The 26,438-nt window shown below is 45.7% G+C and carries 23 protein-coding genes; 11 read left to right on the top strand and 12 right to left on the bottom strand.

The window, feature by feature from the left end:
* Positions 1-21 precede the first annotated feature (21 nt).
* Entirely contained in the window at positions 22-2,046 is a 2,025-nt protein-coding gene (locus IUA53_RS17580; protein WP_231401335.1) for a S9 family peptidase, read from the bottom strand.
* A gap of 114 nt (positions 2,047-2,160) precedes the next feature.
* Positions 2,161-2,496 (bottom strand): DUF962 domain-containing protein, encoded by a 336-nt coding sequence (locus IUA53_RS17575; protein WP_196897503.1) that lies wholly within the window; start codon positions 2,494-2,496, stop codon positions 2,161-2,163.
* Positions 2,497-2,641: 145 nt separating this feature from the next.
* On the opposite strand from IUA53_RS17575, the gene trxA reads away from it, so the two are divergent.
* The 3 genes from trxA to IUA53_RS17560 all read left to right on the top strand — a co-directional run bounded on the left by trxA (position 2,642) and on the right by IUA53_RS17560 (position 6,642).
* Complete coding sequence (trxA, locus tag IUA53_RS17570) at positions 2,642-3,511, top strand: thioredoxin (protein ID WP_044055856.1); 870 nt, start codon at positions 2,642-2,644, stop codon at positions 3,509-3,511.
* A gap of 225 nt (positions 3,512-3,736) precedes the next feature.
* Complete coding sequence (locus tag IUA53_RS17565; RefSeq protein WP_196897502.1) at positions 3,737-5,035, top strand: adenylosuccinate synthase; 1,299 nt, start codon at positions 3,737-3,739, stop codon at positions 5,033-5,035.
* A gap of 200 nt (positions 5,036-5,235) precedes the next feature.
* Positions 5,236-6,642 (top strand): aldehyde dehydrogenase family protein, encoded by a 1,407-nt coding sequence (locus IUA53_RS17560; protein WP_044055858.1) that lies wholly within the window; start codon positions 5,236-5,238, stop codon positions 6,640-6,642.
* A gap of 49 nt (positions 6,643-6,691) precedes the next feature.
* Here IUA53_RS17560 and ggt read toward each other — a convergent pair whose 3' ends face one another.
* Positions 6,692-8,365: a gamma-glutamyltransferase gene (gene ggt, locus IUA53_RS17555; protein ID WP_044446080.1), complete on the bottom strand. Its 1,674-nt coding sequence runs from the start codon at positions 8,363-8,365 to the stop codon at positions 6,692-6,694.
* A 28-nt stretch (positions 8,366-8,393) separates the two neighbouring features.
* Entirely contained in the window at positions 8,394-9,770 is a 1,377-nt protein-coding gene (locus IUA53_RS17550; protein WP_044446081.1) for a Na+/H+ antiporter NhaC family protein, read from the bottom strand.
* A 332-nt stretch (positions 9,771-10,102) separates the two neighbouring features.
* Here IUA53_RS17550 and IUA53_RS17545 point away from each other — a divergent pair, with 332 nt between their 5' ends.
* The gene (locus IUA53_RS17545) at positions 10,103-11,923 is read left to right on the top strand and encodes a glycoside hydrolase family 3 N-terminal domain-containing protein (protein WP_082052832.1); all 1,821 of its coding nucleotides are present in this window, start codon (positions 10,103-10,105) and stop codon (positions 11,921-11,923) included.
* A 63-nt stretch (positions 11,924-11,986) separates the two neighbouring features.
* Positions 11,987-13,024, top strand: a complete 1,038-nt coding sequence (locus tag IUA53_RS17540; RefSeq protein WP_082052833.1) for a mechanosensitive ion channel domain-containing protein — start codon at positions 11,987-11,989, stop codon at positions 13,022-13,024.
* 12 nt (positions 13,025-13,036) lie between these two features.
* Here the strand turns inward: IUA53_RS17540 and IUA53_RS17535 are convergent, their stop codons facing one another.
* Together IUA53_RS17535 and murQ are read right to left on the bottom strand one after the other, a co-directional pair.
* Complete coding sequence (locus IUA53_RS17535) at positions 13,037-14,251, bottom strand: exo-beta-N-acetylmuramidase NamZ family protein (RefSeq protein WP_231401186.1); 1,215 nt, start codon at positions 14,249-14,251, stop codon at positions 13,037-13,039.
* A complete protein-coding gene (gene murQ / locus IUA53_RS17530; RefSeq protein WP_196897501.1) occupies positions 14,248-15,201 on the bottom strand; it encodes an N-acetylmuramic acid 6-phosphate etherase in 954 nt (317 codons plus the stop codon). The genes IUA53_RS17535 and murQ overlap by 4 nt, the downstream gene beginning before the upstream one ends.
* A 173-nt stretch (positions 15,202-15,374) precedes the next feature.
* Between murQ and alr the strand changes: the two genes are divergently transcribed.
* Positions 15,375-16,442 (top strand): alanine racemase, encoded by a 1,068-nt coding sequence (alr, locus tag IUA53_RS17525; protein WP_044446084.1) that lies wholly within the window; start codon positions 15,375-15,377, stop codon positions 16,440-16,442.
* A 348-nt stretch (positions 16,443-16,790) separates the two neighbouring features.
* On the opposite strand, the gene IUA53_RS17520 is transcribed toward alr, so the two are convergent.
* The 3 genes from IUA53_RS17520 to IUA53_RS17510 form a co-directional block, all read right to left on the bottom strand.
* Positions 16,791-17,480: a YitT family protein gene (locus IUA53_RS17520; protein WP_044055864.1), complete on the bottom strand. Its 690-nt coding sequence runs from the start codon at positions 17,478-17,480 to the stop codon at positions 16,791-16,793.
* 245 nt (positions 17,481-17,725) lie between these two features.
* Positions 17,726-18,028: a hypothetical protein gene (locus tag IUA53_RS17515; RefSeq protein ID WP_231401185.1), complete on the bottom strand. Its 303-nt coding sequence runs from the start codon at positions 18,026-18,028 to the stop codon at positions 17,726-17,728.
* Between the two features lie 58 nt (positions 18,029-18,086).
* Positions 18,087-18,476, bottom strand: coding sequence for a VOC family protein (locus IUA53_RS17510; protein WP_044055866.1), 390 nt, complete (start codon positions 18,474-18,476; stop codon positions 18,087-18,089).
* 264 nt (positions 18,477-18,740) lie between these two features.
* Between IUA53_RS17510 and IUA53_RS17505 the strand changes: the two genes are divergently transcribed.
* The 5 genes from IUA53_RS17505 to IUA53_RS17485 all read left to right on the top strand — a co-directional run bounded on the left by IUA53_RS17505 (position 18,741) and on the right by IUA53_RS17485 (position 24,091).
* Positions 18,741-19,859 carry a hypothetical protein gene (locus tag IUA53_RS17505; protein WP_044446086.1) on the top strand — a complete coding sequence of 373 codons (1,119 nt, stop codon included), beginning with the start codon at positions 18,741-18,743 and terminating at the stop codon, positions 19,857-19,859.
* A gap of 23 nt (positions 19,860-19,882) precedes the next feature.
* Positions 19,883-20,680 carry a substrate-binding periplasmic protein gene (locus IUA53_RS17500; protein WP_044446087.1) on the top strand — a complete coding sequence of 266 codons (798 nt, stop codon included), beginning with the start codon at positions 19,883-19,885 and terminating at the stop codon, positions 20,678-20,680.
* 183 nt (positions 20,681-20,863) lie between these two features.
* The gene (locus IUA53_RS17495) at positions 20,864-22,174 is read left to right on the top strand and encodes an alginate export family protein (protein WP_044449260.1); all 1,311 of its coding nucleotides are present in this window, start codon (positions 20,864-20,866) and stop codon (positions 22,172-22,174) included.
* A gap of 115 nt (positions 22,175-22,289) precedes the next feature.
* Entirely contained in the window at positions 22,290-23,555 is a 1,266-nt protein-coding gene (locus IUA53_RS17490; protein WP_044446088.1) for an NRAMP family divalent metal transporter, read from the top strand.
* 134 nt (positions 23,556-23,689) lie between these two features.
* Complete coding sequence (locus IUA53_RS17485) at positions 23,690-24,091, top strand: hypothetical protein (RefSeq protein WP_082052835.1); 402 nt, start codon at positions 23,690-23,692, stop codon at positions 24,089-24,091.
* A gap of 26 nt (positions 24,092-24,117) precedes the next feature.
* Here the strand turns inward: IUA53_RS17485 and IUA53_RS17480 are convergent, their stop codons facing one another.
* The 3 genes from IUA53_RS17480 to IUA53_RS17470 form a co-directional block, all read right to left on the bottom strand.
* On the bottom strand, positions 24,118-25,167 hold the full coding sequence (locus tag IUA53_RS17480; protein ID WP_196897500.1) for a M28 family metallopeptidase: 1,050 nt from the start codon (positions 25,165-25,167) through the stop codon (positions 24,118-24,120).
* A 78-nt stretch (positions 25,168-25,245) separates the two neighbouring features.
* Positions 25,246-25,614: a hypothetical protein gene (locus tag IUA53_RS17475; RefSeq protein ID WP_156141727.1), complete on the bottom strand. Its 369-nt coding sequence runs from the start codon at positions 25,612-25,614 to the stop codon at positions 25,246-25,248.
* Between the two features lie 115 nt (positions 25,615-25,729).
* Positions 25,730-26,389 carry an NADPH-dependent FMN reductase gene (locus IUA53_RS17470; protein WP_044055873.1) on the bottom strand — a complete coding sequence of 220 codons (660 nt, stop codon included), beginning with the start codon at positions 26,387-26,389 and terminating at the stop codon, positions 25,730-25,732.
* Positions 26,390-26,438 lie beyond the last annotated feature (49 nt).

Raw genomic sequence — 26,438 nt, 5'->3', positions numbered from 1 at the left:
GTTGCTGTGTCTAGGAAAACCTTAACTTTCGGGTTTATCCTTCGTGCGATAGCGTTCAAACCATGCCAAAATATTGCCTACCTTTTGTATAAGCCTAGAAGGCTTACTCGCAATACCGTGAGACGCACCAGGAATACGAACCATAGCCGCATCAACCCCGCGTAGCTTTAGCGCTTGATAATACTGCTCTGACTCACTTATTGGCGTACGATAATCCGCTTCCCCTGTAAGCAGAAGTGTTGGAGTTTCTACATTCCCCACTAAAGATAAGGGGCTTCTTTTCCATAACTTGTCAGCAATTTTCCACGGCATATCTGCCATCCAGTACTGGCTGAAAAAAGGGTACGCATCAGCCGTGAGGGCAAAGCTCATCCAATTAATCACAGGTTTAGCGACAACGGCCGCGGCAAAACGATTTGTTTTGCCAATGGACCAGGCTGTTAATACACCACCGCCGGAGCCCCCAGTAATAAAGAGTTGCTTACTATCTATATAATTGTTTGCCACCATGGTGTCTACCACGTCCATTAAGTCGTCGTAGTCTTGAGAAGGGTAATTGTGGTGAATTAAGTTACCAAATTCGCTGCCATAGGATGAACTACCCCTAGGGTTAGACCATACCACCACGTAGCCATGTGCAGCCATAAGCTGTATCTCAAGTGAGAAATGCGGTCCGTACGCGGCATGGGGGCCACCGTGGATCTCCAGTATTAATGGGTATTTTTTACTGCTATCGAAGTTAGGTGGGTACGCCACCCAGGCATCAATTTCGCGCTCGTCATAGGAGGATACCACCGAGAGGTCTTCCACCTTGGCCATGGTTAAATGGTTAAGGGCATCGTCGTTTAATGTGGTCAGTTGACTGTCTTGCTTGCCTTTGCGATACAGCATTAAATCGGCGGGGCGAGTGCGAGACGCTTGGGTATATACAATTGACCCGTTACGGCTTAATGCAAAATCCCCTGATGTATAGGGACGTCCAAACGATTGGCCGCCTAGGCTCACGTCAATGGGCTTTATATCCCCTTTTAAGTTCACAGCAGCAAGGGTATTTTCACCCTGTTCTAAATAAGAAAAAATAATCCCTTTGCTATCGTGTCGCCACACAAACTTACCCAAGGTTCTGTCTAAGGATTCCGTTAAGCGAACCATTTCTTTCGTCTTAAGGTTCATTACCATGAGGTCATCGATTTGATAGGCCATCTTGTTGTCAATAACATGGCTAAATGCTAACCATTTCCCGTCAGGGCTAATAGCTGGGCCATACTCAGGGCCTTCTAAGTCAGTAACCTGTTCCACGTCGCCACTATTAATTGAAACTTTGTAGATAGCACTGCGCATTGGGTGCAGGGCAAAATCTTCAGCTCTGTCGGCCGCAAAATAGAGGGCTTGGTTGTCATGGCTAAAGGCTAGCGTCCCCCCATTTGAAAAAGCACCTTGGGTGAGTTGTCTTGGTGTGCCACCCTCAACCGGTAAAATATAAATTTGCTCAAAGCCTGCTTTTGCATACCCTTGGCCGTCTGAACGATATTGCACATTCTCAATATACGTGGCTTGTTCTGCCCATGATGCGCCCTTCGGCTTTTTGGGCATATCACTGAACAGGGGTTTCGATGTGTGAGGGGTAAATAAGGTGAAGGCTAGCTGCTTACCATCATGAGACCAAGTCAGGTTGCGTGGAGTTTCAGAAACATTCGTTAACGGGATGCTTTGTTGCGTATCTAAATAATATAAGAATAACTGGGTGCGCCCATTGACGCTTTGAGTAAAAGCAATTTTATCTTTTGTGGGTGCCAGCGTCGCTTGAGATACCGAGCTTTTATTTGCAAGAAATGGGCGGTGAGTGCCGTCTTTTATATTAACTTGCCATAATGCAGAGCGCCGACTATCTCGCATTATGTCCATGCTTTGCCTAGCGTAAACCAGCGTGTGATCATCAATGAAAAAAGGCGATGCTGGGAATTCTAGATTAAAGGTGTCTTCGAGCGAAAGTGTGGTGGGAAGTTGTGCATTGGATTGTGTCGGTAGGCTTAATAAAAATACCATTGCCCCTATTACCCATGCAAAGCGTGAGTTTGCCATGTCGCTTTCCTTTTTATTTAAATGATGTTGACTGTTACCTTCACCAGGACAGCTTTTTATCTCATTCGTCGCTACGCATTAATCATGACGAGATAAACTTACCTTACCAAAAAGAATGTCTTTAAACATAACCCAGTCACCCAATAAGCTGTAAAGCGGGTGGCGGAAGGTAGCCGGTCTGTTTTTCTCATAGAAGAAGTGCCCAACCCATGCGAAGCCGTAACCTACCACGGGAATCAACCACAGAAGGGCGAGGTTTCCTTCTGTTATGCTAGTAACAATCACTGCGATGACGAGCCAAGAGCCGACAAAATGCAGACGCCGACATATAGGATTAGCATGTTCGTTTAAATAGTAGGGGTAAAACTCGGCGAAGGTTTCAAACTGTTTGCGTGTTTGTGAGGTTGCAGACATGGTGATCTCCAGTAGTTGAAGTTTGAATTTAACACTAATTTTACAACTTTAGCTAGGCAAAGTCCCTTTTCTGCATAAAGGTTGTTTTTTGTGTATATTCGCCCCATATTCTTTTTAAAAATTTAATCGGTTAAAAGGTCTGTTTATGGATAACCTTGTTGCAAACCCCGCTGCAACCATCGTCGACATCACGATAGAAAATTTTCAGCAAATTATCGTTGAAGCCTCGCAAGAAAAGCTGGTTCTTATAGATTTTTGGGCAGATTGGTGTGAACCCTGTAAAGATCTCATGCCAATTTTAGAAAAATTGGCAGGTGAATATGCACAGCACATGATTCTTGCAAAAGTAGATTGTGAGGCACAACAGGAGGTTGCTGGACAATTTGGCATTCGTAGCCTGCCCACAGTGATGGTGGTTCAAAATGGGCAACCGGTAGATGGGTTCGCCGGGGTTCAGCCTGAAGCACAAATTCGTGAAATGCTAGCAAAGTATTTACCTAGCCCAGAAACAGAGCACCTCGCGGCAGCAGGAAAGGCTATTCAAGCTGGCGATTATGCCTCAGCATTACCTGAGGCAAAACAAGCACTGGAAATTAACGCCGATAATATCGACGCGAAATATATGCTTATTGATTGCTACATTGAGACGGGCTCAGTATCGCAGGCGAAAACAGCGCTAGAAGAAATTAAGCTGGTGGACCAAGATGCACGTTATCAAACCTTAGTGGGCAAAGTAGAATTAGCGGAACAAGCCGCTGATACACCGGAAATTAGAAACTTGCAGGCGGCGGTTAAAGAAAACCCAGACGATTTGCAGCTCAAAGTGGATTTAGCCATTCAATTGCATCAGGCTAACAAAGCCGATGAAGCGTTGCCTTTATTATTTGGCGTATTGAAACAAGAGCTCAGTTTTGGTGATGCCCGTAAGGTTATGCTAGACATGATTGGTGCATTAGCCGATGGCGACCCATTAAAATCTGAGTTTAGACGTAAAGTCTATGGATTACTGTACTAATCACACACTAGGAAAGGCGCGAAAGCGCCTTTTTTGTTCCAACTAGATTTAATTTACTCGTCCTAAAAGCCTCCTTAAAAAGTGCCCCTATTGTTTATTTTTACAGCGATGAAAAATAAATCATTTGAGTAAACAAACAATTGCTGTATTTTTGTGCGAAAAACAGATGATCCTTTGCGCATAATTTTGTAGAATCCTCGCCTAATTTTTTTACACATATGATTCATGGCAAAGAACGTTGTGGTACTCGGCACCCAATGGGGTGACGAGGGTAAAGGCAAGGTCGTAGACCTACTCACTGATCGTGCAAAATACGTAGTTCGCTATCAAGGCGGGCATAATGCAGGTCACACTCTAGTCATTGACGGTGAAAAAACTGTCCTTCACTTAATCCCTTCTGGCATTTTACGCAGTAACGTTACCTGTATTATTGGTAATGGCGTGGTATTAAGCCCAGACGCACTAATGAAAGAAATCACTATGCTTGAAGAGCGTGGGGTTCCAGTGCGTGAGCGCCTAAAAATTAGTGAAGCCTGCCCGTTAATTCTTCCTTATCACATTGCCCTTGATGTTGCTCGGGAAAAAGCCCGTGGCGCTAAGGCGATTGGTACAACGGGGCGCGGAATTGGGCCAGCGTACGAAGACAAAGTAGCCCGCCGTGGTTTACGTGTTGGTGATTTGTTCAACGCAGAAGATTTTGCGGCCAAGCTGAAAGAAGTGCTCGATGTGCATAACTTTACGCTTACTCAATACTACGGTGAAGACGCTGTAGACTTCGATGAAACCCTTAAAGGCGCTATGGCCGTAGCAGATATCCTCAAAGCAATGGTCGTGGATGTAACAGACGAACTAGATAAAGCCCATAAAGCGGGCCTTCCTATTATGTTTGAAGGCGCACAGGGCACGTTACTTGATATCGACCACGGTACCTATCCATATGTAACCTCATCGAATACAACGGTAGGTGGTGTTGCTACAGGCGCGGGTTTTGGCCCTCTTAAGCTTGATTATGTTCTGGGTATTGTTAAAGCCTACACTACGCGAGTAGGTTCAGGCCCATTCCCTACGGAATTAGATTGTGATGTAGGTCAACACCTTGGTGTGAAAGGGCATGAATTTGGTGCGACTACCGGCCGTAAACGCCGAACTGGTTGGTTTGACGCGGTTGCAATGAAGCGTGCAGTGCAAATCAACTCTATTACCGGTTTCTGCCTAACGAAGCTCGATGTACTTGATGGTCTAGACACATTGCAAATTTGTGTGGGCTATAAAGATGCTGATGGCAACGTGAAAGACGTACCTCCCATGGCCGCAGACGGTTACGATAAAGTGACTCCTGTGTATGAAGAAATGCCGGGTTGGAGTGAAACCACTTATGGTGTGACTTCCTATGATGCGCTACCAAAAGCAGCAAAAAATTATATTCAGCGTTTAGAGCACCTAACCGGTGTACCAGTTGATATTGTATCGACAGGGCCTGATCGAAACGAAACTATCGTTTTGCGACATCCTTACGACGCTTAATCAATCATTACGCAATTAAAAGCCCAGCCGTTAAACGCTGGGCTTTTTTGTTTCTTCCCTTTTTATCCTCGCTCTAATATCAATGCTGTTGTTAAATCATTATTAACATTTTTATTGTGATGTTCTTTATTACCCATATTAAGATAAGATGCGTATAAGGTTTTACTCGTTTTACCTATTGACGATTGATGGAGCAAATTATGCCAATGAGACCATCCTTACAAGCTGTGCATGCAGGCGTGTGCTACCTTGATAAAGTAGAAAAGTTAAAGGCCAGTTTTGAAACGGGTAAAACGCGCTCTATTGAATGGCGGCGTAATCAACTCTTAGCCCTTAAACGGTTGTTGGAAGAAAACCAACACGATCTGCTTGCCGCGCTAAAGTCTGATTTAGGCAAATGTGAAACGGAAGCCGTGGTATCTGAGCAAGGCTTCCTCCTTTCCGATATAGACCATACTCTCAAGCACCTTGCTAAATGGATGCAGGTACGTAAAGTGTCTACCCCTTTGGTGGCTTGGCCAGGTAAAAGCTTTCAACAACCAGAGCCTCTCGGAACAGTACTCATCATGGGGGCATGGAACTATCCGCTACAATTACTCTTAGCGCCTTATGTGGCCGCATTAGCTGCCGGTAATTGTGCGGTTCTGAAGCCCTCAGAGCTAGCAGAAGATACTTCAGCGCTAATTGCGCGCCTGATACCGCAATATATGGATACCACCTGTGTCGAGGTCGTAGAGGGGGGGAAAGATGAAAGTACGGCCCTGTTAGCCTGCCAATGGGATCATATTTTCTATACTGGCGGCGAGGCCGTGGGCAAGATTGTGATGACAGCAGCCGCCCGTCATTTGACACCTGTAACCCTAGAGCTTGGCGGCAAGAGCCCTTGCTATGTTGATAAAAATACCAATCTCAAAACCACCGCACGTAGGCTGGTATGGGGGAAATGGATGAATGCAGGGCAAACCTGTATTGCACCCGATTACGTCTTGGTTGAAAGTGGATTTGAGCACAAATTAATAGATGCCATTAAAAAGGAACTTAAATCCCAATATTCTAAGGATCCGTTGAATTCGAGAGACTACGGGAACATTATTAATCACCGTCATTTCTCTCGCCTTCAACGTTATTTAGAAGACGTTAATGTCATTTATGGGGGGCAAGTAGACCCTGAACGTCCCGCCATGGCACCCACATTAGTGTTAGAGCCTGCTGAAAACTCCGCCCTTATGAGCGACGAAATTTTTGGGCCTATTCTGCCGATTATCACGGTGGCGTCTGTTGACCATGCTATTCGTTTTATCAATGCACGACCTAAACCGCTAGCGCTCTATGCATTTAGTGACGACGATAACGTGCTAGACCATATAATTGCTAATACGAGCTCGGGGAGTGTATGTACCAATGACACCATGTTATTCATGACAAACCCCGAACTTCCCTTTGGCGGCGTGGGGAATAGCGGCATGGGGCAGTATCACGGGCAGGCAGGCTTCGATACATTTAGCCATATCAAGACCGTTATGAAACGTGGCTTCGCCCTTGATGTACCTTTTCGATATGCGCCTTTCTCAAAACTAAAATTAGCCTTGCTAAAACGCTTTCTTTAATGGTGATTTCCCCGCCGTTACAGTCAGCGGGGAGAGGGAAGCTAACCGGCTAACGAACCATGCTTTTGCCACGGCCACTGGCCTCTGATGCTGCTTCTAGGCCTTGGTGTGTTCGCTTAATAAGATGTAGATCACCAAAACGCCGTTGGTCTATTACGTAACCTCGTTGCTTAAGCTGCTGAACGTCACTGTCTAAAAAGCCGTCGTGCATTCTTATCGTATCCTTGGGCAGTAGTTGGTGATGAAAGCGCGGAGCATTCACGGCGTCTTCTGCTGTCATATCAAACAAAAGCGCGTTTAACAAAGATTGTGTCACCGAAGAGATAATCGTGGTTCCACCTGGCGAGCCGGTGACTAATACCACGTCGTTGCCTTCTTTCACCAAAGTGGGTGTCATAGAAGAAAGCATACGCTTATAGGGAGCAATGGCATTTGCTTCACCGCCTACTGCGCCAAAAAAGTTGGGTACGCCGGGTTTTGCGCTAAAGTCGTCCATTTCATCATTAAGTAAGAAGCCTGCTCCAGACACCACAACCCCACTGCCAAAGGTAAGGTTAATGGTGGTGGTGTTGGCGACCGCGTTGCCCCAGCGGTCTAAAATAGAGAAATGGGTGGTATCTTCACTTTCCTTTAGACCCGGCTTAATATCTTCAGTCACTGAAATTTCGTGGAGATTGATTGCTTTTGCGCGGGCGTCAATATAGTCAGGTGCTATAAGCGCGTTGACGGGGACGTTCACAAAATCAGGATCACCCATATATTGTGCTCTATCCGCAAAAACCCGCTTACCAATTTCAGACATAACATGAATGTAGTCTAGGCTATTATGCTTCAGGCTTGTTGAAGGCGTTGCCATCGTGGTGTAGGCGTCGAGCATGCCAATCCATTGCGCCACTGCAACCCCACCAGAACTGGGCGGGGGCGCAGTCACTAAGGTGTAATCTTGCCATTGATAGGTGAGGGGAGCGCGCCACACTGCGTGATAGGCTTGTAAGTCGTCATGGGTGATAAGCCCCCCATTATTTTGCATAAAAGAAACGATTTTCTCGGCCACCTCACCTCGGTAAAAACCGTCTTTTCCCTGTGCTTGAATATGTTTTAGGGTGGTGGCTAGCTCAGGTTGGGTAAAGCGTGTATTCGCTTTGGCTTGTGAAAAATAATGCGCAAAATTCCCTTTTAGTCCCTGTTCTTCGGTTTTCTCTAAATACCATGCGATGTTATCTGATAGCTTTTTAGGTACGATAAAGCCCTCTTCAGCAAGGGAAACCGCAGGTTCAAGCAACCGTTCCCAGGGTAAGCTGCCGTACTTTTTGTGTGCTGCCCACATTCCCGCAACCGTTCCAGGTATGCCTGAGGCTTTAGCACCGAATAATGACTCGTAAGGCTTTACGTTACCCTCATTGTCTAGATACATGTCTCTATGCGCGTTAGCCGGTGCCATTTCGCGGTAGTCAAGGAAGTCGTTTTCGCCTTCAAATGCGATGGTCATGAACCCGCCGCCGCCGATATTGCCCGCTTCTGGTAGCGTCACGGCCAAGACGAACTGCGCTGCAATTGCTGCATCTACCGCGTTTCCGCCTTCCTCTAATACCGCCATTGCTGCGTCTGCACTGAAAGAGTCAGGCATCGCAACGGCCTGCTGATACACCTGTGTAGTCGCTTGTTTATGACTACAGGCGGTGACCACGATTACCGTTAATATTAATGCAAAGATACGTGCCATTAAGACTGCTCCTTTAAATAGGTTTACCTTAACCAATCATAACTAGGCTGGCGATAAAATAGGCCACTAAGGTTAATCCCCCCGCTAACAAGGCATAAGGGAACTGTGTTTTTACATGGGTGAGAACGTCACATCCTGCGGCTAACGATGAAACGGCAGTGGTATCTGAAATTGGCGAACAGTGGTCGCCAAATATTCCACCCCCCAATATAGCCGCCACGACTAACGAGGGGGGAAGCCCTAATGTTTGAATAAGAGGAACGCCAATAGGAATCAAAATGGCGAACGTGCCCCATGAGGTTCCTGTCGTAAATGACATGACGGCACCCGCGACAAAAAGCATGGGTACAATAAACACAACCGGGAGATATTCGCCGACGACGCCAGCCACAAACACGCCGGTACCGAGATCTTTTAAGCTATTACCTAACGTTAGCGACAAAAGCACAATTGTGACTAGCGGCAGCAGTTCACCCATACCTTTAAAACCAATTTCTACCGCTTGCTGGTGGGTAAAACGCTTGTGAATAAGCAAAAGGCCATAAGCCACTGCAGTCGCTAGGCCCGTTGCAAACAGTACTGACTTACTGCCACTGCCTTGGGATAACGTGCCATTGCCCGTCCATAGCATAAAGCCAATCATACTGAGTACCATGACCAGTAAAGGAACAAGCATAAATCGTACTTTTGTGGCTGGTGCTGTGTGTTGAATAGCGTCTGAAGTGGTCAGGGCTTTTTCTTCTTGCGCCATTGGCCCATGCACCTTGTCGGTAGCAATGGTAAACGCCACAATAACAAGGGTGAAAATGGCGTAGAAGTTAAAGATAACACTGCCCCACAAAATAGACGCTGATGACTCGGGAAGTTCATAGGTATCGAGTAAACTCAGTATAAACGCTCCCCACCCGTTGAGTAATATTAGGATACAAACCGGTGCGCTAGTGGAATCAATAATATAGGCCAGTCTAGCGCGGCTCATATTGAAGCGGTCAAACAAGCCTCGGGCAAAAATACCTGCGGTTAAAACAGATAAATTGGACTCAATGAACACCGCTATGCCGGTAAACATGGTAAGTGCGCCCACTTGCTTTTTACTCTTAGCGACGCCTTTGTTAACCAAATAATTGACTGTTGCCGTGACGCCACCAGAGTCGCGAATAAAGGCCAATAAGGCGCCAACCAATACGGAAAATAAAATAACCCGGGTATTGCCAGGGCTAGATGCAGTGCTCACTACCCGTTCAATGGCGTTAATCGGTGCTAAAAAACTAATCTCAGGCGTTGAAGTCAATAGAATGAGAGCTTCGGCACATAGCACCGCAAGCAATAATGCTAAAATAACTTCTTTTTTCCAGAAAACGACAAAAATGGCCACGAGTGGCGGGATGATTGACACCCAATCCATACATCTTTCCAATAGGTTTTAATTAATGAACATTGGCCAGAACACGACAGAAGGTAAGGTTTCGGCCTATTGACGTTTTTTGCGGCTGTACTTAGTTTACATAAGCGTTTACATAGGCTCAGCGACAACTTAATGTGTAAGCGTACCGTAATCGACGCGGTAATTACCAGCGCCTTAGTATTTTTTGTTAGTGTTATTTATTGAATACTCACGGAGTTTTATCATACTAACCTAACTTTCCAACGCGACTTATGCTTTTTTATTAGGACACTTTGTTGAATCACCTTGCCTCTTTTCTTTTATGTGTTGTATGCGTTGCCACGATAGGTTCAATGGATTCAATGAGCCATGCAGCGCAAACGAAATCCCATGTTGTTGAAACAACGGACCGTTCGTTGGGTCAGCGCCTCATTCTCGATTTACGATACTTTTGTGACGATGGCACGCCAGCGTCGGCCTGTCGCACACCGGTTACCCATTTACCCGAAGCACTAAAACGGTTATTGGTTGATTACAATATTGGTGGCGTCATTTTGTTTTCGGAAAATATTGTCAGTGCACAGCAACTGTTAACCCTCAATTATACTATGCAGGCTGCAATGGCTGAGGCGCACAAGCCGCCCTTGTTTATCGCGGTAGACCAAGAAGGAGGGCGGGTGGCGAGATTACCAAGCCATATGCTTACACCGTTTGCAGGCAACTTAGCCATTGGCGCCAGTTATCATGAGCACGGTACTGCATTTGCAAAGAATGTCGCACAGGGAATTGGCGGAGTACTTCGACCTCTTGGAATTAACACGAATTTTGCGCCTTCAATTGATATAAACAGCGAGCCTAAAAACCCTGTTATTAACGTAAGAAGTTTCGGTGAAAAGCCAGAGCGGGTAGCGGAATTAGGCGAGTCGTTTGTTGCTGCATTACAAGCCGAGGGGGTAATGAGTGCGGTTAAACACTTTCCCGGGCACGGCGATACCCACGTTGACAGCCACTCTGGATTACCGCGAGTCAACCACAGTGAAACGAAAGCGCGAGAGGGCGATCTTCTCCCTTTCCAACACATTATAAGCAGTGCCACGCCGCCCGCGTTTGTCATGAGTGCCCACATCCAATATCCAGCGTTAGATTCAACCACTTTGCCTAACAAGCATGGCCAATCTCAAATAGTGCCAGCAACCCTCTCAAGAAAAATTTTACATGATATTTTGCGCAACCAGATGGGCTACAAGGGGCTTGTGATCACAGATGCCCTAGATATGGCGGGAATTGCCTCTTTCTTTACGAAGGAGGATGCGGTGGTTCGCGCATTTCAGGCTGGTGCCGATATTGCGCTCATGCCCTATACTATTCGCACACCGTCAGATATACAGGCGTTCAGTGACTTTTTCGACAAATTGCAAACCCAGCTAAAGAAGGGAACCATAAAGCGCCAGGAACATCTTATGTCGTTGCAAAGGGTGTCCAATGCTAAGTCTTCGTTTTCCTTAAGGAATTTTCATGAGAAAGGGCTTTCTTGGTGGCGTGAGGAAGTGGCAGAAAACCCTTGGAATACAAAGAATAAAGCTGTCGAGAAAGCGCTTGCTGACGCGGCTATTACACTTCTTTATGGGGCGGAAGCGCTTCCGTTGCGTACAACCACATGGTTAGCCATGATGCCTGACACTGCACGTTGCCGAGCATTTAGCCACAGTGTGTCTGTGCTAGCACCCGACATATCGCTGGCTTGCATTCCATTAACGGCTAAACCCAGTAAGCAAGTCCTTACACGCTTGCTTCCACACGCAGAAACCATCATTGTAGGTGACATTAGTCCCCAACACGCTGTATACGAGCTTGCGGGGTTAGAGTCACCAGAAAATATACAAAACCGAATGGATGAAGGTACCCGACACGACTTTCTGATTCAGTTAATGCAGTCGTCGAAACAGCAAAACAAACAAATTGTGTTTGTGCCTATGCGTATGCCCTATGTCGCAAATACATTTATGCCGTATAGTGATATCGGTATTGCCACCTTTAGCTATTCTGTGACGTTAAATCAAGAAGAGGAATCCCCGGTGAGCAGTGCCATTACCGATGCATTAGTTGAGGTGTTATTGGGGAAATCTCAGGCGCATTCATACGCCCCTTTAAGCTGGCGTTTTAATCAGCATTAATACCGTTACCCTAGAGAGGGTAGGGTTAAAACTAGAATATCAATGAGAGTGGCGACGTTATTTATGGATACAATGTTTCACGGAATTACCCCTTTTTTACCCCTATTGGCCTCCCTCACCCTCGTTATTGTGATACTGGCCGGGTTACACTTTCTTTTGCTAGCGAAACCGGTTCATTTAACACAACAGCAGAAGTTACCCCGTCAGTTAAGTATGTTAGTACTTACTTTGATAGGGCTGGTGGTGATTGCAATGTCTCTGCCAGTCAGTGAGAGTACGCGAAATCAGGTGATAGCGCTCATAGGTGTACTTGCGTCTGGAGTTATCGCTTTTTCATCCACCACCATGGTTGGGAACCTTATGGCGGGCTTAGTTCTGCGTGTAAACAAACCCTTCAAAGTGGGGGATTTCATTCGCGTAGAGCAGTTTAGCGGTCGAGTGGCAGAAATGGGGTTACTTGACACCGAAATACAAACCGACACAAGAGAGCTAGTGGCGCTTTCCAATACCTTCATGGTGAATACACCGATTACAGTTACGCGGGGTTCTGGCGCCGTAATATCGGTAGACCTTAGTTTGGGTTACGAATTACACCACAGCTTTGTAGAGAAGCACTTACTTACTGCAGCAGCCAATGCCGGTCTGGATGAAGCTTTCGTTCAGGTAACTTCGCTAGGCGATTTTTCGGTAAGCTATCGGGTAGCGGGGCTATTAACAGACGTGAAAAGTATGCTAAGTGCGCGCTCCCGTCTTCACAAAGCGGTGCTAGACAGTTTGCATCATGCAGGCATTGAAATTGTTTCCCCCTCGTTTATGAATCAACGGGTGCAACCGGTGGGGAGTACGATGATCCCGCAGATGTCTACCCCCGATAAGGGCGCAGTAGATGATCAAGAAAGTTCTCCAGAAGCCATCGTTTATGACAAAGCGGAGCAGGCTGCGGAGCAAGAAAAAAGCAAAGCGCAATTACAAGAGCAGATAGCTGAGTGCGACGCACAATTAGCGATGGCAGAAGGGGAAAATAAAAGGCGCCTTAAGGAAAAGAAAATGGCACTAGAAAGGCAATTAGAAGGTGTCATGACCACAGCCCCGCCAAGCTAATTCGCGCTTCGCTCAATAGAGTAAGTAAGGGGCTCTTTGCTTTTTAAACGCCGCTAAATCGGCTTGCCAACTTGCCTTAATCTGTTCCCCTGTAAACCCATCTTTTATTTGTTGCCGCAATAACGATGTACCTGCCAGTTTGTCGAAAAACTGAGGTCGCGTAAAAAACGGTGTATGCGTTTGTTGAAACGCATTGTAGGAGCGAACCCACCATGTAGGCGATAAACCTAAAGCATCTTCAGCGCTCAATTTTTGAATCCGCAGTGTGGCATTATTATGTTTCGGGTTTAATGCCGCTGTTGAACTACTGACTTTAATTGTGTCTTTTCCTAACGCAACGTCTGGGTGGCCAATAATTTGGAAGGGAAGCGGCGTGCCTCTGCCAATACTGACGTCAGTACCTTCAAATAAGCAAAGGGTGGGGTATAAAGACACGGCGGTATCATTAGGCAAATTTGGGCTAGGCGGCACTGGGAGGCGATAAGCTTTTTGTTTATGGTAATGACGTACGGGAATAATGGTTAACTGTAATTGATCAGCGTTTTCAATCCACCCTTCACCCTTAATCATGAGGGCCAATTCGCCTAGGGTCATACCATGTAATACAGGGATAGGGTGCATACCTACAAAAGAGCGGTAGTTTAGGTCAAGTACTGGGCCATCAACATATTGCCCATTAGGGTTGGGCCGGTCTAAAACCATTACCGGTATATCATGCTCAGCGGCGGCTTCCATCACGTAGTGCAGGGTGCTTAAGTAGGTGTAAAAACGTACTCCAACATCTTGTAAATCAAAAACGATCAGGTCGACGTTTTTCAGCATGGCAGACGTGGGCTTCTTGTTGTGCCCATACAGTGAGTAAATAGGAATATGAGTGATGGGGTCGCGCTCATCACTAATTGTTACACCTGCGCCTTTGTCACCTCTAAAACCATGTTCAGGAGACATGATGCTAATAATATTGACTTGCTTATTGAGTAGAGTGTCCACCAAATGCACGTATTCTTCTGCGTTTTCTGAATCGGGCACAACCGCACTTTGATTCACAACCATGGCGACCTTTTTACCTTTCAATTGCGAAAGGTAACGTGGGAATTGTGCCGCACCAACGTCTTGTAATGTGACCCGTTCATTTCCGCTAGCCACACCAGTAAACACAAGCTCTAAAAGCAAGACTAAAGTTAACGTTATTGCAGGTAGCCGCAGTGTTTTAATGGGTGTCCTCACGGTATTTCCCGGTGACCTATTGCGCCGCGCAAATAACCCTGGCTTTCGGCGAGGTGTTTTCGGGCGGTATCAACATCTGTATTCGTCAATATCATTAAAATAGCTAATTTGGCGTTATTGTCTGCCGCGCTGAGAGTTTCAGCTGCGAGCTCTTCTGTGCATTGAGTTGCTTGCATCACAATGCGTTTCGCCCTTGCTTTTAACTTGGCGTTGGTGGCGTTGACGTCCACCATCAAATTCTCATAGGTTTTCCCAAGCTTTACCATGGTGGCGGTGCTAATCATATTCAGAATCATTTTCTGCGCAGTACCCGACTTCATACGAGTTGAACCGGTTAGCGCTTCAGGCCCTACCAAGGGGCAAATGGCAATATCAGCATGGCTAAACATGACGGCATTAGGGCTACATGCAATCGCAGCAGTGCTGCAACCAAGTTGGCGTGCGTATCGTAGTCCGCCGCACACATAAGGTGTTCGGCCACTTGCAGATAGCCCGATGACGGTGTCGTCTTTGGTCAAGGCCAGTGAGGCCAGGTCTTCTTCCCCGGCAAGTTGATTATCTTCTGCGCCTTCTACTGCATGTTGAATAGCAGGTTCGCCTCCAGCAATAACGCCAATAACCATAGAGTCTGGCACGCTAAAGGTAGGTCTGCATTCTACGGCATCTAAAATCCCCAATCGGCCACTGGTTCCAGCCCCTAAATAAATTAAACGGCCACCCTTTTTGAGGCTTGAAGTGGCAGCGTCTACTGCTTTTGCAATGGCGGGGATTGCTTGTTTAACCGCCTCTGCTACTTTGGCATCTTCACGATTAATACAGGCGAGCATTTCTTCAGTAGAGAGCGTGTCCATATGTGTGGTCTCTGGATTTCTCCCTTCAGACACGATACGTGATAACTCCTCAGCTAAAATAGACGTTGAGGTCGTTTGAGAAGACGGCGTGGATGACATAGCAGATCCTAAATAGGTTTGAAAAATAGCGCATTGTTATTGTAAGCCGCTTTATTAATAAAAATAACCACCACCAAGGCCATTGGTGAAAATAATTACGCCAGCGAATTTGATCTTGCCCTAGTCATGGTACACTGCGCGTCTGCGCTGTACTGAAGGAATACTTTGCACACGTGAGTCGACAAACACAAGCTATCATCCACGCCGATGCCATTATTCACAATTTTAAATTGCTATCGGCTATGGCCCCTCAAAGCACATCTATGGCGGTGATTAAAGCTGATGCTTATGGTCATGGGGCCGTTAATGTTGCGCGCATTCTACAACATGTTTCACCTCACTTTGCCGTGGCAATAATTGAAGAAGCTATAGTGTTGCGTGAAGCCGGTGTCACCGTACCGATTGTCATTCTGGAAGGCGCGCATCAACCCAAAGAATGTGAAATGGCGTTTGCGCATAACTGCATTTTGGTCACCCACAATGAAGAGCAATTACGATGGCTAGAAACATGTGCTGAGGATAGATTGCCCCAGGTTTGGTTGAAAGTTGACAGTGGTATGCATAGGCTAGGTTTTGCTGTGAATCAGGTGCCAGGTATTTTGTCGAACTATCCTCGTGTATTGAAACAAGATACAGTATTGGTGACCCATTTAGCTTGCGCTGATGACGCCAGCAATACGTTTACTCAAACCCAACTAGACACCTTTTACCGCATGGCGACGCAAACCGGGCTGTCGGTAAGTGTGGCCAATTCTCCCGCCACTATTCAGTGGCCAGCAAGTAGAAACAATTGGAACCGGCTTGGCATTGCTGTGTATGGTGGTTTTAAAGATGAATCTGCACTTTCTCTTCTTCCCGCTATGACGTTACGCAGTAGCGTTATTGCATTACGAAAAGTACCTCAAGGAGAGTCGGTGGGTTACGGTCAAACATGGACGGCAACACAAGACAGCGTTATTGCGACAGTGGGTATCGGCTACGCCGATGGTTACCCTAGGCATTGCCCTAATGGCACGCCTGTGTTTGTTAACAATGCACGAGCCTTTCTTGCGGGGCGGGTCTCAATGGATATGATCACAATCGATGTTACCCATATTCCTGACGTTGCTATTGGCGATTCGGTAGAACTGTGGGGGGAAAACGTTGCCATTGGAGAAGTGGCGAAGGCCGCAGGAACCATTGATTATGAATTGATGACACGGGTGTCTGCGCGAGTGCCGAGAATCGTTAAGTATCGTTAATCTTATCAAGGGGTTAACAATATTTGTATGAAAAGTTAAAAAGTATTCATCAAAAGAATGAGACTTTACCCCCCGTGTTAGGCATATACTAGTTGAACTTAGTGATGAGACTGGCGTGAACTTTTCATGACCTACTGCACTAAGTATTAACTTGTCAGAGAGGTTTTTATGCGCACTTCGTATTCTCGCCCAAGGGTGAACCGTGGAGTTGTAAGTAGACCGTCAAGGCCTGTGCAGAAGAAGCAGTAAGGTAGAGGCAAGAACACTACGCTGGTAAGCGAGTGATTTAGCAGTAAGAGATACAAAGCGAACCCGGTACATCAGTAAAATGAGGTGCCGGGTTTTTTGTTAGCTATTTTGAGGGTGTAACTCAGACGCCACATTCGCTTCTTGTTGTGTGCCCTTAGCGTTTCTCTTTTTATTTTTAGTCTTCGCATCCGCAGTGGGGAAATAGCGCTCGGGTCTATGATTTAGCGAGATTACCATGTTTAAACAGATCGCCGCTAAAATAGAAATGAGTACCAGATGCCATTCAATAAAGAAAAGGGCGGTGAGCAAAATTGTGCTATCTACGGCCAATTGAAATGATCCTGCGCGAATATTGAATTTACTTTGGAGGTAAAAAGCTAAAATACCAACGCCGCCTAAGCTGGAGCTATGCCTGAACATGATTAGCATGCCCACACCAATGAGTATGCCGCCGAAAATCGCAGCAAAAAACGGGTTAATATGGCTTATATCCACAAAAGCTGGAATTTGCTCTGTCAAAATAGATACTGTGGTAACGGAAATGAAGGTATTGAACGTAAACCGCTTACTAATTTGCGTCCACGCCAACGTATAAAAGGGCAAATTGATTAAAAAGAATAACAAGCCAAAATCCATGTCCACTGCGTAGGTGCCTAGTAATGCTAAGCCAGCAGCCCCGCCTACCATGAGATCTTGAGATTGAAATAAAAATACCCCAAACGCGACAAATAAGCCTGCGCTAACAAGAGCAAAGATATCCTCAATGACACTGTGAGTTGTGTTATGCATAGGAAGAAGATCGGATTAAGAAGACACAGTGTAATTATACGTTTACATAGTAAACGGATACAGGGAAGAGGATGAATCAAAGAGGGTAAACCTAAGGCGAAGGGTACCTAAGCCTTTACGACTCTTAAAGATTTGGTAATTATAATGTGGTTTAAATGTAAAATTTAACCTAATACTTCCATTGATACGAGGTTATAAAGCATGCCTAGCCAATAGGTCGGCGCCTGACCAGCTTGGCCTACAGGCTATTGCGCAATAGAAAACACCACAATATCTTGCTTATTAAAATCAATGCGACATGACATCATACCCAGATGAAGGGGGCTATAAGCCACGATACGACTTCCGTTAGCGATAAATGTTGTATCGTACGTCGATAGTTCTGCGGTATTTAATTGTCTTATTACGCTGCTTTTCGATACGCCAGGATAGAAGTTATCACACAGATAAAACACCTCTTTCTTCGCTTCAATCCAGAAAAAGGTAAGTGAAATCAAAACAGCGATAGCTGCAATTGCAATAATATCAATGAGTATAGAGCGCTTCATTGCGTGCAATTTATTCTCCTTCTACCTTTTCATGTCAGCCGGGATATCAAATAGGAAACTAAACAGTGGGTTGAATGAGATCCCATTTATTACCGTATTTATCCCTAAAAATAGCCACAGTGCCATAAGGCTCTTCTCGGGGAGATTCTAAAAATTCAACGCCTTTTTGTTTAAAGGTGTCGTAATCCCGCCAAAAATCTTCGGAAGCTAAAATCATAAATACACGATCTGCTGCTTGTTTTCCAATGAGCGCACGCTCCTCTTCGTTTGAGGCGCGCATTAACAATATGCTTGCACTGCTGCCTCTAGGCGTGACTAATACGAAGCGACTGTCCTTGCCCGTCGACTTATCTTCACTCAACGTAAACCCTAACGTGTGTGTGAAATAATCGATTGCGGAATCATAGTCATCTACAAAATAGCTAATGGCGGAAAGGTTGTGGGGCATACGTGGCCTTATACTTTAGAAAATAAGGCATCAGTGTAACCAACCAGGGCAACGAAGCAAACCCAGCACTCGATAAGTTAACCGCATTTCATGGTTATTAACCCTTGGCTCTTAAGCGTCTGTAGGTGGCGAAATAGGGGGCATATGTGATCTCTTTACCGCACTGGCTGAGTATAGTGGTAGTGATGGAATTAATTTGGTACGTCGTTGACAGAAGGTTTATCCTTACAAGGATACGCGTACCACAAGCATGCAGGAAGAGGAATGAAAAAACTATTACCCGTGCTTCCCTTAACTCTTTTAGGCGTGAGTGAAATGAATCATGCTTATGCCGATGAACTCCCTTTTACACTGTCTGGCCATGTGCGGGTTAATTACGGGCATCAAGACTGGCAGCTGCCTGAGTTTCGCGATGGATTTGAATTTGAGTCCATTAAGCTAGGAGTGTCAGGCAGTTCTGACCAATTCAGTTATAAAGCAGAGTATCGGTGGTATGAGAATACCGACTTCGACACGATTCGCTTCGCCGACCTAACCTACCATTATGACGAGCAAACCGAGATAACTGCCGGTATCACTCAAACCCCTTTTGGCTTGCAACCCTTCGCCAGTAATAACTTTTGGTTTTCGGTGAATTATTATTTGGGATTTGAGGACGACTACGACGCAGGGGTTAAAATTAACCATCAGCGCGGGGCGTGGGATTTCCAAGCAGCCTACTTTATGAACGATGAATATAATGACGCCGCCGAATTTGGCCGATATTCATTTGATGTAGCTGACGACGGAGAGTATCGAAATCAGGAAGATGGCCAATACAACCTTCGTGCGAACTACACAGGAAACTTCATTAAAGGGGGAACCACCGAAATAGGTGTGTCTTATCAATACGGGGAAATTCTCAATCTCGACACACTTGATGATGGCGATATGAGTGCGTATGCCGCACACCTAAGGCATACCCAAGGGAATTTCAAAGTAGAACTGCAATATATTGATTACGACTATGATCTGGCCGTGCCTGACGAGCAAGCAGATGATCGCATTGCGCTATCTTCATTTACCTTTCCGTTTCTTGCTGCGGCAGATGGTGAGACCTACTCAGCCAACTTGGTTTATTCGGTCCCTTATCAATTTTCTCATATCGAATCTCTCACCTGTTACTCTGAGTACAGTGAAGCGAAAGGCGAGGATACTTCTGGTATGCGCTCATCCCAATGGATCAACGGGTGCAGTTTCGGATGGGATAAATTATTTGTATATGTCGACAGCATCCAAGGCAAAAACATGTGGTTTTCTGGTGGCCCAGGGGTAGGCTTAGACTTGGGCGGCAGGCAAGAAACTACGCACAGGTTGAATATCAATTTGGGTATTTATTTTTAATTCATAAAGGATAAGGAATGACTATGCGGTTTTTAATAACGCTAACTTTACTGTGCGCACTGGTCCCTTTACCGAGCTTTGGGCACGCATGGTTAAAGCTTAAAATTGCAACAATGGAATACGCGCCTTACACGTCTACCGAGATGCAGCATGATGGATACATTAATCATATTATTGCTGATGCATTTTTGGAAACAGGTGTGGTAGTTGAGTTTGTTTCCATGTCTTGGGAAGACGCGCTAGAAGCTGCTAAAAGCGGAGAATACGATGCGGTCTCTTATGGCAACTTTGTAAGGGCGAGAGAAGATGAGTTCTTTCACAGCGAGCCTATAACGGCCGAAAGTTTGGTGTTCTACGTTAATAAAAATGCAGGGCCGGAGAATTGGCGTGAACTCTCTGACCTATCAGAACATAAAATGGGTGTCACTGACGGCTACCTTTATAATGATGAACTCGCTTCCTATATTCAGGCTGGTAGCAACATTGTTAAGAACAGTGACGACGACACCAATTTGCGAGCACTCATTCAAGGTGATATTGATGTTTTTCCCATCGATGAACTCACAGGCTGGTACTTACTTGAACGGGATTATTCGAACGCTGAACGCAATAAGGTGATGGCCATAAAGCCATTTATCTCTACAGTAACCACGCATTTGCTGATACCTAAGGGGCAAAGTGACAGCCAACTTATTCTCGCTTTATTTAATAAAGGATTAGAATCCTTAACGTTAGAGGGTAAGTTAACGCGCTTCAAGCGCCTATTAAAAGAGGGGTATTACCAGCATCCGCAAAAGAAAGTAAATTTCGATAGGCGCTAATGGAATAGTGGAACATACGGTGTGATTGATGATGAAAGGTGAGTTTCTCTCACCTTTTTTCACCCCTAATGACAAAACATTTGCCTCGCTCGCTATACCAAAGAAGCAATGCATTTTTTGCCCTACCGCCTATACTGCGCACTAACTTAAAGCATGCGCGGACCCACAGGTTGATAGATGTTGATGAAGTATAAGCGTAAGGCTAGTTGGTTTTATTTTCGAAAATTCTCTATTTCAGCGCCACTACTATTCATTCTGGTTTCAGCAGTCGCTAATGCATCTTCAATAAAATATGATGTCAGTGGCTCATATCGGTTGCGTTATGAAACTCTACATAACCCTATTTTCCCTACTACCCGTGACGAGCGCGATAAATCCAATGAACGCATCTCCTCTCAGCTGCTTGTTAAAGGGCAAGTGGCATGGAACAACTTTCAGGTTACCGCAGAGCTCGCTGACTCGCGGGTGTTCCTCGATGACAACGATCCCACATTAACGTCTTCGCAGGTTAATACTTTAGAGCCCATCCAGTTTTTTATGCGCTACACGTTACCGCGTAATGGCGGGCTTAAAGCCGTTTCTATTGGCCGTATGACCATTGATCATGGCAGCCGTCGCTTACTTGCTCAAGCAGTCTATCGGAATACCAAAAATAGCTTCGATGGCGTATTGCTCGATTGGGTTTGGAATAAATGGGATATCAGAGGCTTTTATTTATTGCCGGTGAGCCGTAATCCTTCTACAAGCCAAGCACTGGATAACAATGAGCGAGCCTTTGATAAAAGCGTTAGTGAACGTAAAATCTTTGGCCTATATTCAACCTCGCCAGATGACAATGTGAAGCTTCAAAGCTATTGGTTCAAAGAGGATGATTCTGCACGTTTATCTACAAAAAACCGCGACTTATTCACGCTTTCTGTTGACTATACGTGGTCAATTGCCAACACCTGGAAAGCCAACGTTGAAGTAATAGGGCAAACAGGCACATCCCATCAAACCACAAGTGCCACGGATCTCACTGAAAAAGAGGTGCGCGGTTTTATGATGCATGGTGCAATTGAAAAACAGCTCAAACTTGCCACGCTTTTGCGTGCAGAACTTGATTACATCAGTGGTGACAATGACGCGTCTGATGACACTATAACGAATTTCGATAGCCTGTATGGCGTTCGTCGCTTCGACTTCGGGCCAACGGATGTTTATCAAGCTATGCCAAGAAGAAATCTGGTTGCGATAGGGGCAAGAAGTGTGAACACAGCATTTGATCATCACAACCTTATGGTGAGCTATAAAGCCATGTGGTATGAAGAAGCGCCCGAGTCAGTGGATAGCTTTATTGGGAATCAAATTGAATTCCGTTGGCGTTGGCAAGTTAAGCCCAATCTCAGGCTTGCTCTTGGCGGCGCATATCTTAAAAAAGGCAAGGGATTTGAGCGTGGTGATTACAGTGGCGACAGCCGCTTTCTATTCACCGGTGCGCGCTACACGTTCTAAGCGTTGCTTCATTGCAGGTTGGAATGCAGCACATAGACTAATCTTCTTCCGCCAAAAACTATTACCTGATAAGGTTGCCGTTTGAATTTCTTTATATCTACATTAAGAGGTTAGCTTGTCGGAATTATCACAGCCTACACCATGGGCCAAGTGTGCAGCTTTTTTACGATTGTTAGGGCCAGGCGTACTCATGGCAACCGCTGCCGTCGGCGGGAGTCACTTGGTTGCTTCTACCCAAGCTGGGGCCAAATTTGGTTGGCAACTTATTGTCCTTATTCTGGCTGTTAATGTTTTGAAGTACCCCTTTTTTCGCGCAGGGGTAAGCTACACAATTAGTACCAAAGAAACCTTACAGCAAGGTTATCGAAAAATGGGAAAGGGTTACTTAGGGTTAGCGCTTGCCCTAAATATTGTAGCTTCAGTTGTGAATGCAGCGGCATTATTGTTATTCGCGGCTAGCTTACTGGCTTATTTTATACCCATTGATGTCTCAGTCGCCGTGACCGGCGCAGCCGTACTTTGCGCTATCCTTTTTATTTTACTGGCAGGGCACTTTGCGGCTCTGGATGGCGTCGCAAAAGGAATTATGGCGGTACTCGTGATAGCTACCTTTGCCGCGTTTCTTATGGCTTTATTTAACGGCCCCGTGCAACCCAGTGGCTATGTTTCACCTTCACCTTGGACAATGGCCACCCTAGGGTTTCTAGTGATTACTATGGGGTGGATGCCCGCCCCCATTGAAATATCCAGCATCACATCATTGTGGCTAAAGCGACAATGCAAAGTTCAGCCTGTGTCGGCAAGAAGTGCATTGTTCGATTTTAATTTAGGCTATGCCGTAACGACGCTTTTAGCACTGATGTTCTTGGCGCTAGGGGCGTTAGTTTTGCACGGTAGTGGCGAAACATTAGCAACAAGCGGCATTGGTTTCTCACAGCAGCTGGTCAGTTTATACGCCAACACCATTGGTCCGTGGTCACATTGGCTTATCGCGCTGGTGGCATTTTTATGTATATTTGGTTCTGCATTGACGGTATATGACGGTTACGCACGTGTTATTGCGGAGGCGATAGCGTTGCTTGCACCTACAAAACTAAGCACCACAGCTGTTTTTACCCCAGTTCTCATAACTATGGCGATATGTAGTTTCAGCATAGTGTTGTTCTTCAAGTCTGCGCTTTTAGCCATGTTAGGTTTTGCGATGACATTAGCGTTCCTGACAACACCTATTTTTGCTTGGCTGAATCACGGTCTTGTGAAACGTTTTGCACTGCACCCAGATGTGAAAGCAAATAAATTGGTTCAAATCCTCAGTTATGCAGGTCTTCTCTATTTGTTTGGGTTCTTACTTTTATTTGTAGGTTGGAAATGGTTCGGTTAGGTATTACGTTATCGAACCCTTCTTCATCAATTAGTTGTAACCTTCCCTAGAGTGGCAGATCATCGCCTATACTTATTCAATGTAAATGAATAGGTAGAGAGCCAGTATTTATGCTGTTTCCGATGAGTCATTCAATGACAAAAGTGACGCTGTTAGGCATTGCTATGCTTTTTTGTTCTGCGTGCACAGAGGAACAAACAACATGGCATAATGCTTACGACATAGAAAATGAACTGCACTTGCTAACACAAGAAAGTGACAGGCAGGTTATTTTCGCAAGATTGCAGGAAATTCATCAAACCCTTCCGTTATATATACAACGGGAACAGCAAATTGCCTCGCTAGAAGGTGAAATGGCCAAGTGGCTTGTAACGCTAAATACCAGTTTAAGAAATGCGCCGCTCCATCACGCCACTATTGAAAACTGCGAATCATGGCGACATGCCATGGAAGTATCTTGGCAACAAGAACTCAGCCTTTTAAATGAACGGGCGAAGGAAGTGTGGCGTGTTATGTTAGCCACTTGTAAGGCTTAGCTATCATTGCACGCCCACCTTAGTTTTTACCCGTTGGGTTCGAGTAGAACAAATGCTTTCAACAACGCAACGTTCGAATGAAACTGCGCTTTCATGTGTTTCTCGTGTGTTGGAATTAAATAGGCTTGTTGGTCAAACTTGGTATGCCAAAGCTTACCCCAAAACTTTTCTTCTTCCCGATTACACGCCGACAGCGTTTTGTCGTCGAAGCAAGTCCAAAATTCTGAGTTTGCTGTTTGCGAATATCCATCCCGTCCAGATTCACCATCAATAGCAAAGTTTGTTGCTTCTATGTACGCTATAGGAAAGCCAGCACACGCAAATGGCGCATGATCTGACCATCCCCCAGTCACGCCTTCGGGGTAATCTTCAGTCGTAGGGTGAACTAAATACTCAAGGGTATTGCTTACGGTTGTGGAGGTGGTCAGTAAGGCATCCCGCAGAACGGGGTTAGAATTAAAGTTATTGGCCTGCGAATCAGCACATTTATAAGGCAAAGCGTGCGCGCTGTGAACATACAGCATATCACCGCCAATTACTGTATCTAAGTTTATCATGCCAACAATATCTGTATGCGCTATTTCTTGTGACTCTATTAATGATGATACATAGTGTCGCGCGCCAAATAGGCCAACTTCTTCTGCACCAAAAAGCACTATGCGTACATTGTAATATGGCGTTTTTCCTTGAAGTTGTTTAGCGAGTGCTAACAGGGTTATTGCGCCAGAGGCGTTATCTGTCAGTCCATGAGAGCCTTTTTTGTAACCAATGGCATCGTAGTGTGCACCAATGATGAGTGTTTTATCCGACTGGCCTTCTATAACCACTTCAATATTCTGAGAGGGGAGATTTTTGCCATAATGGAAAAACGTAAAGGGTTGAATATTGACGGGTACATCTTGCGCTTCAAACTGCGCAGTAAGCCATTGCGCTGCCTTCTGCTCACCGGGTTTTCCTGCTAGCCTTTCGCCGTAGGTAGAAGAAAAATGCACAAGCGAATCCCAATCCGACTGTGATGCCGATGCAGTCAGGCAAGAAAAAATAAAGGTTACAGCGAACAAGTAGGCTTTTTTCATAGTGAATGTTTTCAATGTTATATAAGCTAATGCTTGGCTAAGTAAGTCGCCTTACTTAGCCGTAAGCGTGGTTTCTACCTACCGAGCATGTTGAGGCGGTTGAGGTAGTGCAGAGCGCAATGCTTTCTCAGTTACGCCGAGTTTCTCTGCAGCGGCAGCAATGTTGGGGCGTTGCCCATTACCTTTTAACGCATTCATCAGGTCTTCTGTAGAGCCCCCTAATATTTGCGCAGCTTCCTCAAAGCCAGGGGGCATGCCCTGTCCAGGGCCTCTTCGTGCATTCCCCTGAGACCCAATGCCGGTGGATGATGTGGTTGAAATGTTATTTTCAGCAAACGCAGACGGTGTAAATTTTGTTGGATCTACATGGGCGCTAACGAGCATTGGTATCGTTGCCATACTTAAAATAGGCAACAGGATTAACCGGCCGACTGGTCGCTGGGACATACTTAAACCCTTGGAGTTAAAAAACGTTTAAAGATTGACGATGTAATGGATGAGCATAAAGGTATTACTATAAACATTGTGATGAACAGGGTAAAAGGATTATCTGCGAACTACCTTATGGTGCGTTACGTTGCGAGGGATTACGCTTAAAATCTTTTACTAGCTGGTGAGGGTTCACCTGGTCTCGATGTTCTTTTGCAGCCTGCGCCCACCAAATCATTTGGTTGATGGTTCTACCAAAGTAATCAAACCACGCCTCTTGCTTTTCACCTGCTTTTACTGAACCATCCGCCTCGAAAATATCTTGCGCCTTCGGCACATGTATCATGGCAGACACAGGCAGGCAGCCAAGTTCCGAAAGAAAAGTTCGCATTCCAACCGCAGCTCGCATCCCGCCCCATTGCCCTGCAGAGTAGGTCACAATGGCACTGGGTTTGTAGGAATACAAAGAGCTGCCAAAATGGTTGAGTAAATTGGCTAAGGCTGGGCTCATGGAATGGTTGTATTCTGGGCTTATCATGACAAATCCATCAGCGGCTTCTATTTTTTCAGCTAATTGATTAAGTGCCGAAGGCGCTTTCCCTTCAGGGTAAGCAAAGTGAGGTTTGAAAACAGGGCTGGGCGAAAAATCCATAGCATCTACCAACTCAACGTCATGCTCGCCGTAACGGCGTTGTAAACAGGTTACCAGTGCATCTGACACTCTAGCCCCTAATCTGGCCGGGCTAGGCGGCGTACTATCTCGCACCGTGCCCAAAAAAACTAGAAATTTCATTGTAAACTCCGTGAAAGGGTAAGGTGTAATACCCATTGTTCATTGTCGT

This window comes from Alteromonas sp. B31-7, assembly GCF_015767655.1.
In the GTDB taxonomy this organism is placed as follows: domain Bacteria; phylum Pseudomonadota; class Gammaproteobacteria; order Enterobacterales; family Alteromonadaceae; genus Alteromonas; species Alteromonas australica.
Note: the sequence above shows the minus strand (reverse complement) of the source record. Positions and strands in the feature narration are given on the sequence as shown.

What these genes read in the sequence shown, in the direction of transcription:
- IUA53_RS17510 (WP_044055866.1), bottom strand. Translation starts at nt 18,476, where the DNA reads ATGCCCCACAACCTTTCCGCCATTAGCTATTTTGTAGATGACTATGAT.
- IUA53_RS17560 (WP_044055858.1), top strand. Translation starts at nt 5,236, where the DNA reads ATGCCAATGAGACCATCCTTACAAGCTGTGCATGCAGGCGTGTGCTAC.
- trxA (WP_044055856.1), top strand. Translation starts at nt 2,642, where the DNA reads ATGGATAACCTTGTTGCAAACCCCGCTGCAACCATCGTCGACATCACG.
- IUA53_RS17520 (WP_044055864.1), bottom strand. Translation starts at nt 17,480, where the DNA reads ATGCATAACACAACTCACAGTGTCATTGAGGATATCTTTGCTCTTGTT.
- IUA53_RS17495 (WP_044449260.1), top strand. Translation starts at nt 20,864, where the DNA reads ATGAAGTATAAGCGTAAGGCTAGTTGGTTTTATTTTCGAAAATTCTCT.
- IUA53_RS17540 (WP_082052833.1), top strand. Translation starts at nt 11,987, where the DNA reads ATGGATACAATGTTTCACGGAATTACCCCTTTTTTACCCCTATTGGCC.
- IUA53_RS17475 (WP_156141727.1), bottom strand. Translation starts at nt 25,614, where the DNA reads ATGTCCCAGCGACCAGTCGGCCGGTTAATCCTGTTGCCTATTTTAAGT.
- IUA53_RS17565 (WP_196897502.1), top strand. Translation starts at nt 3,737, where the DNA reads ATGGCAAAGAACGTTGTGGTACTCGGCACCCAATGGGGTGACGAGGGT.
- IUA53_RS17545 (WP_082052832.1), top strand. Translation starts at nt 10,103, where the DNA reads ATGGATTCAATGAGCCATGCAGCGCAAACGAAATCCCATGTTGTTGAA.
- murQ (WP_196897501.1), bottom strand. Translation starts at nt 15,201, where the DNA reads ATGTCATCCACGCCGTCTTCTCAAACGACCTCAACGTCTATTTTAGCT.
- IUA53_RS17470 (WP_044055873.1), bottom strand. Translation starts at nt 26,389, where the DNA reads ATGAAATTTCTAGTTTTTTTGGGCACGGTGCGAGATAGTACGCCGCCT.
- IUA53_RS17575 (WP_196897503.1), bottom strand. Translation starts at nt 2,496, where the DNA reads ATGTCTGCAACCTCACAAACACGCAAACAGTTTGAAACCTTCGCCGAG.
- ggt (WP_044446080.1), bottom strand. Translation starts at nt 8,365, where the DNA reads ATGGCACGTATCTTTGCATTAATATTAACGGTAATCGTGGTCACCGCC.
- IUA53_RS17480 (WP_196897500.1), bottom strand. Translation starts at nt 25,167, where the DNA reads ATGAAAAAAGCCTACTTGTTCGCTGTAACCTTTATTTTTTCTTGCCTG.
- IUA53_RS17580 (WP_231401335.1), bottom strand. Translation starts at nt 2,046, where the DNA reads ATGGTATTTTTATTAAGCCTACCGACACAATCCAATGCACAACTTCCC.
- IUA53_RS17500 (WP_044446087.1), top strand. Translation starts at nt 19,883, where the DNA reads ATGCGGTTTTTAATAACGCTAACTTTACTGTGCGCACTGGTCCCTTTA.
- IUA53_RS17485 (WP_082052835.1), top strand. Translation starts at nt 23,690, where the DNA reads ATGACAAAAGTGACGCTGTTAGGCATTGCTATGCTTTTTTGTTCTGCG.
- IUA53_RS17550 (WP_044446081.1), bottom strand. Translation starts at nt 9,770, where the DNA reads ATGGATTGGGTGTCAATCATCCCGCCACTCGTGGCCATTTTTGTCGTT.
- IUA53_RS17505 (WP_044446086.1), top strand. Translation starts at nt 18,741, where the DNA reads ATGAAAAAACTATTACCCGTGCTTCCCTTAACTCTTTTAGGCGTGAGT.
- IUA53_RS17515 (WP_231401185.1), bottom strand. Translation starts at nt 18,028, where the DNA reads ATGAAGCGCTCTATACTCATTGATATTATTGCAATTGCAGCTATCGCT.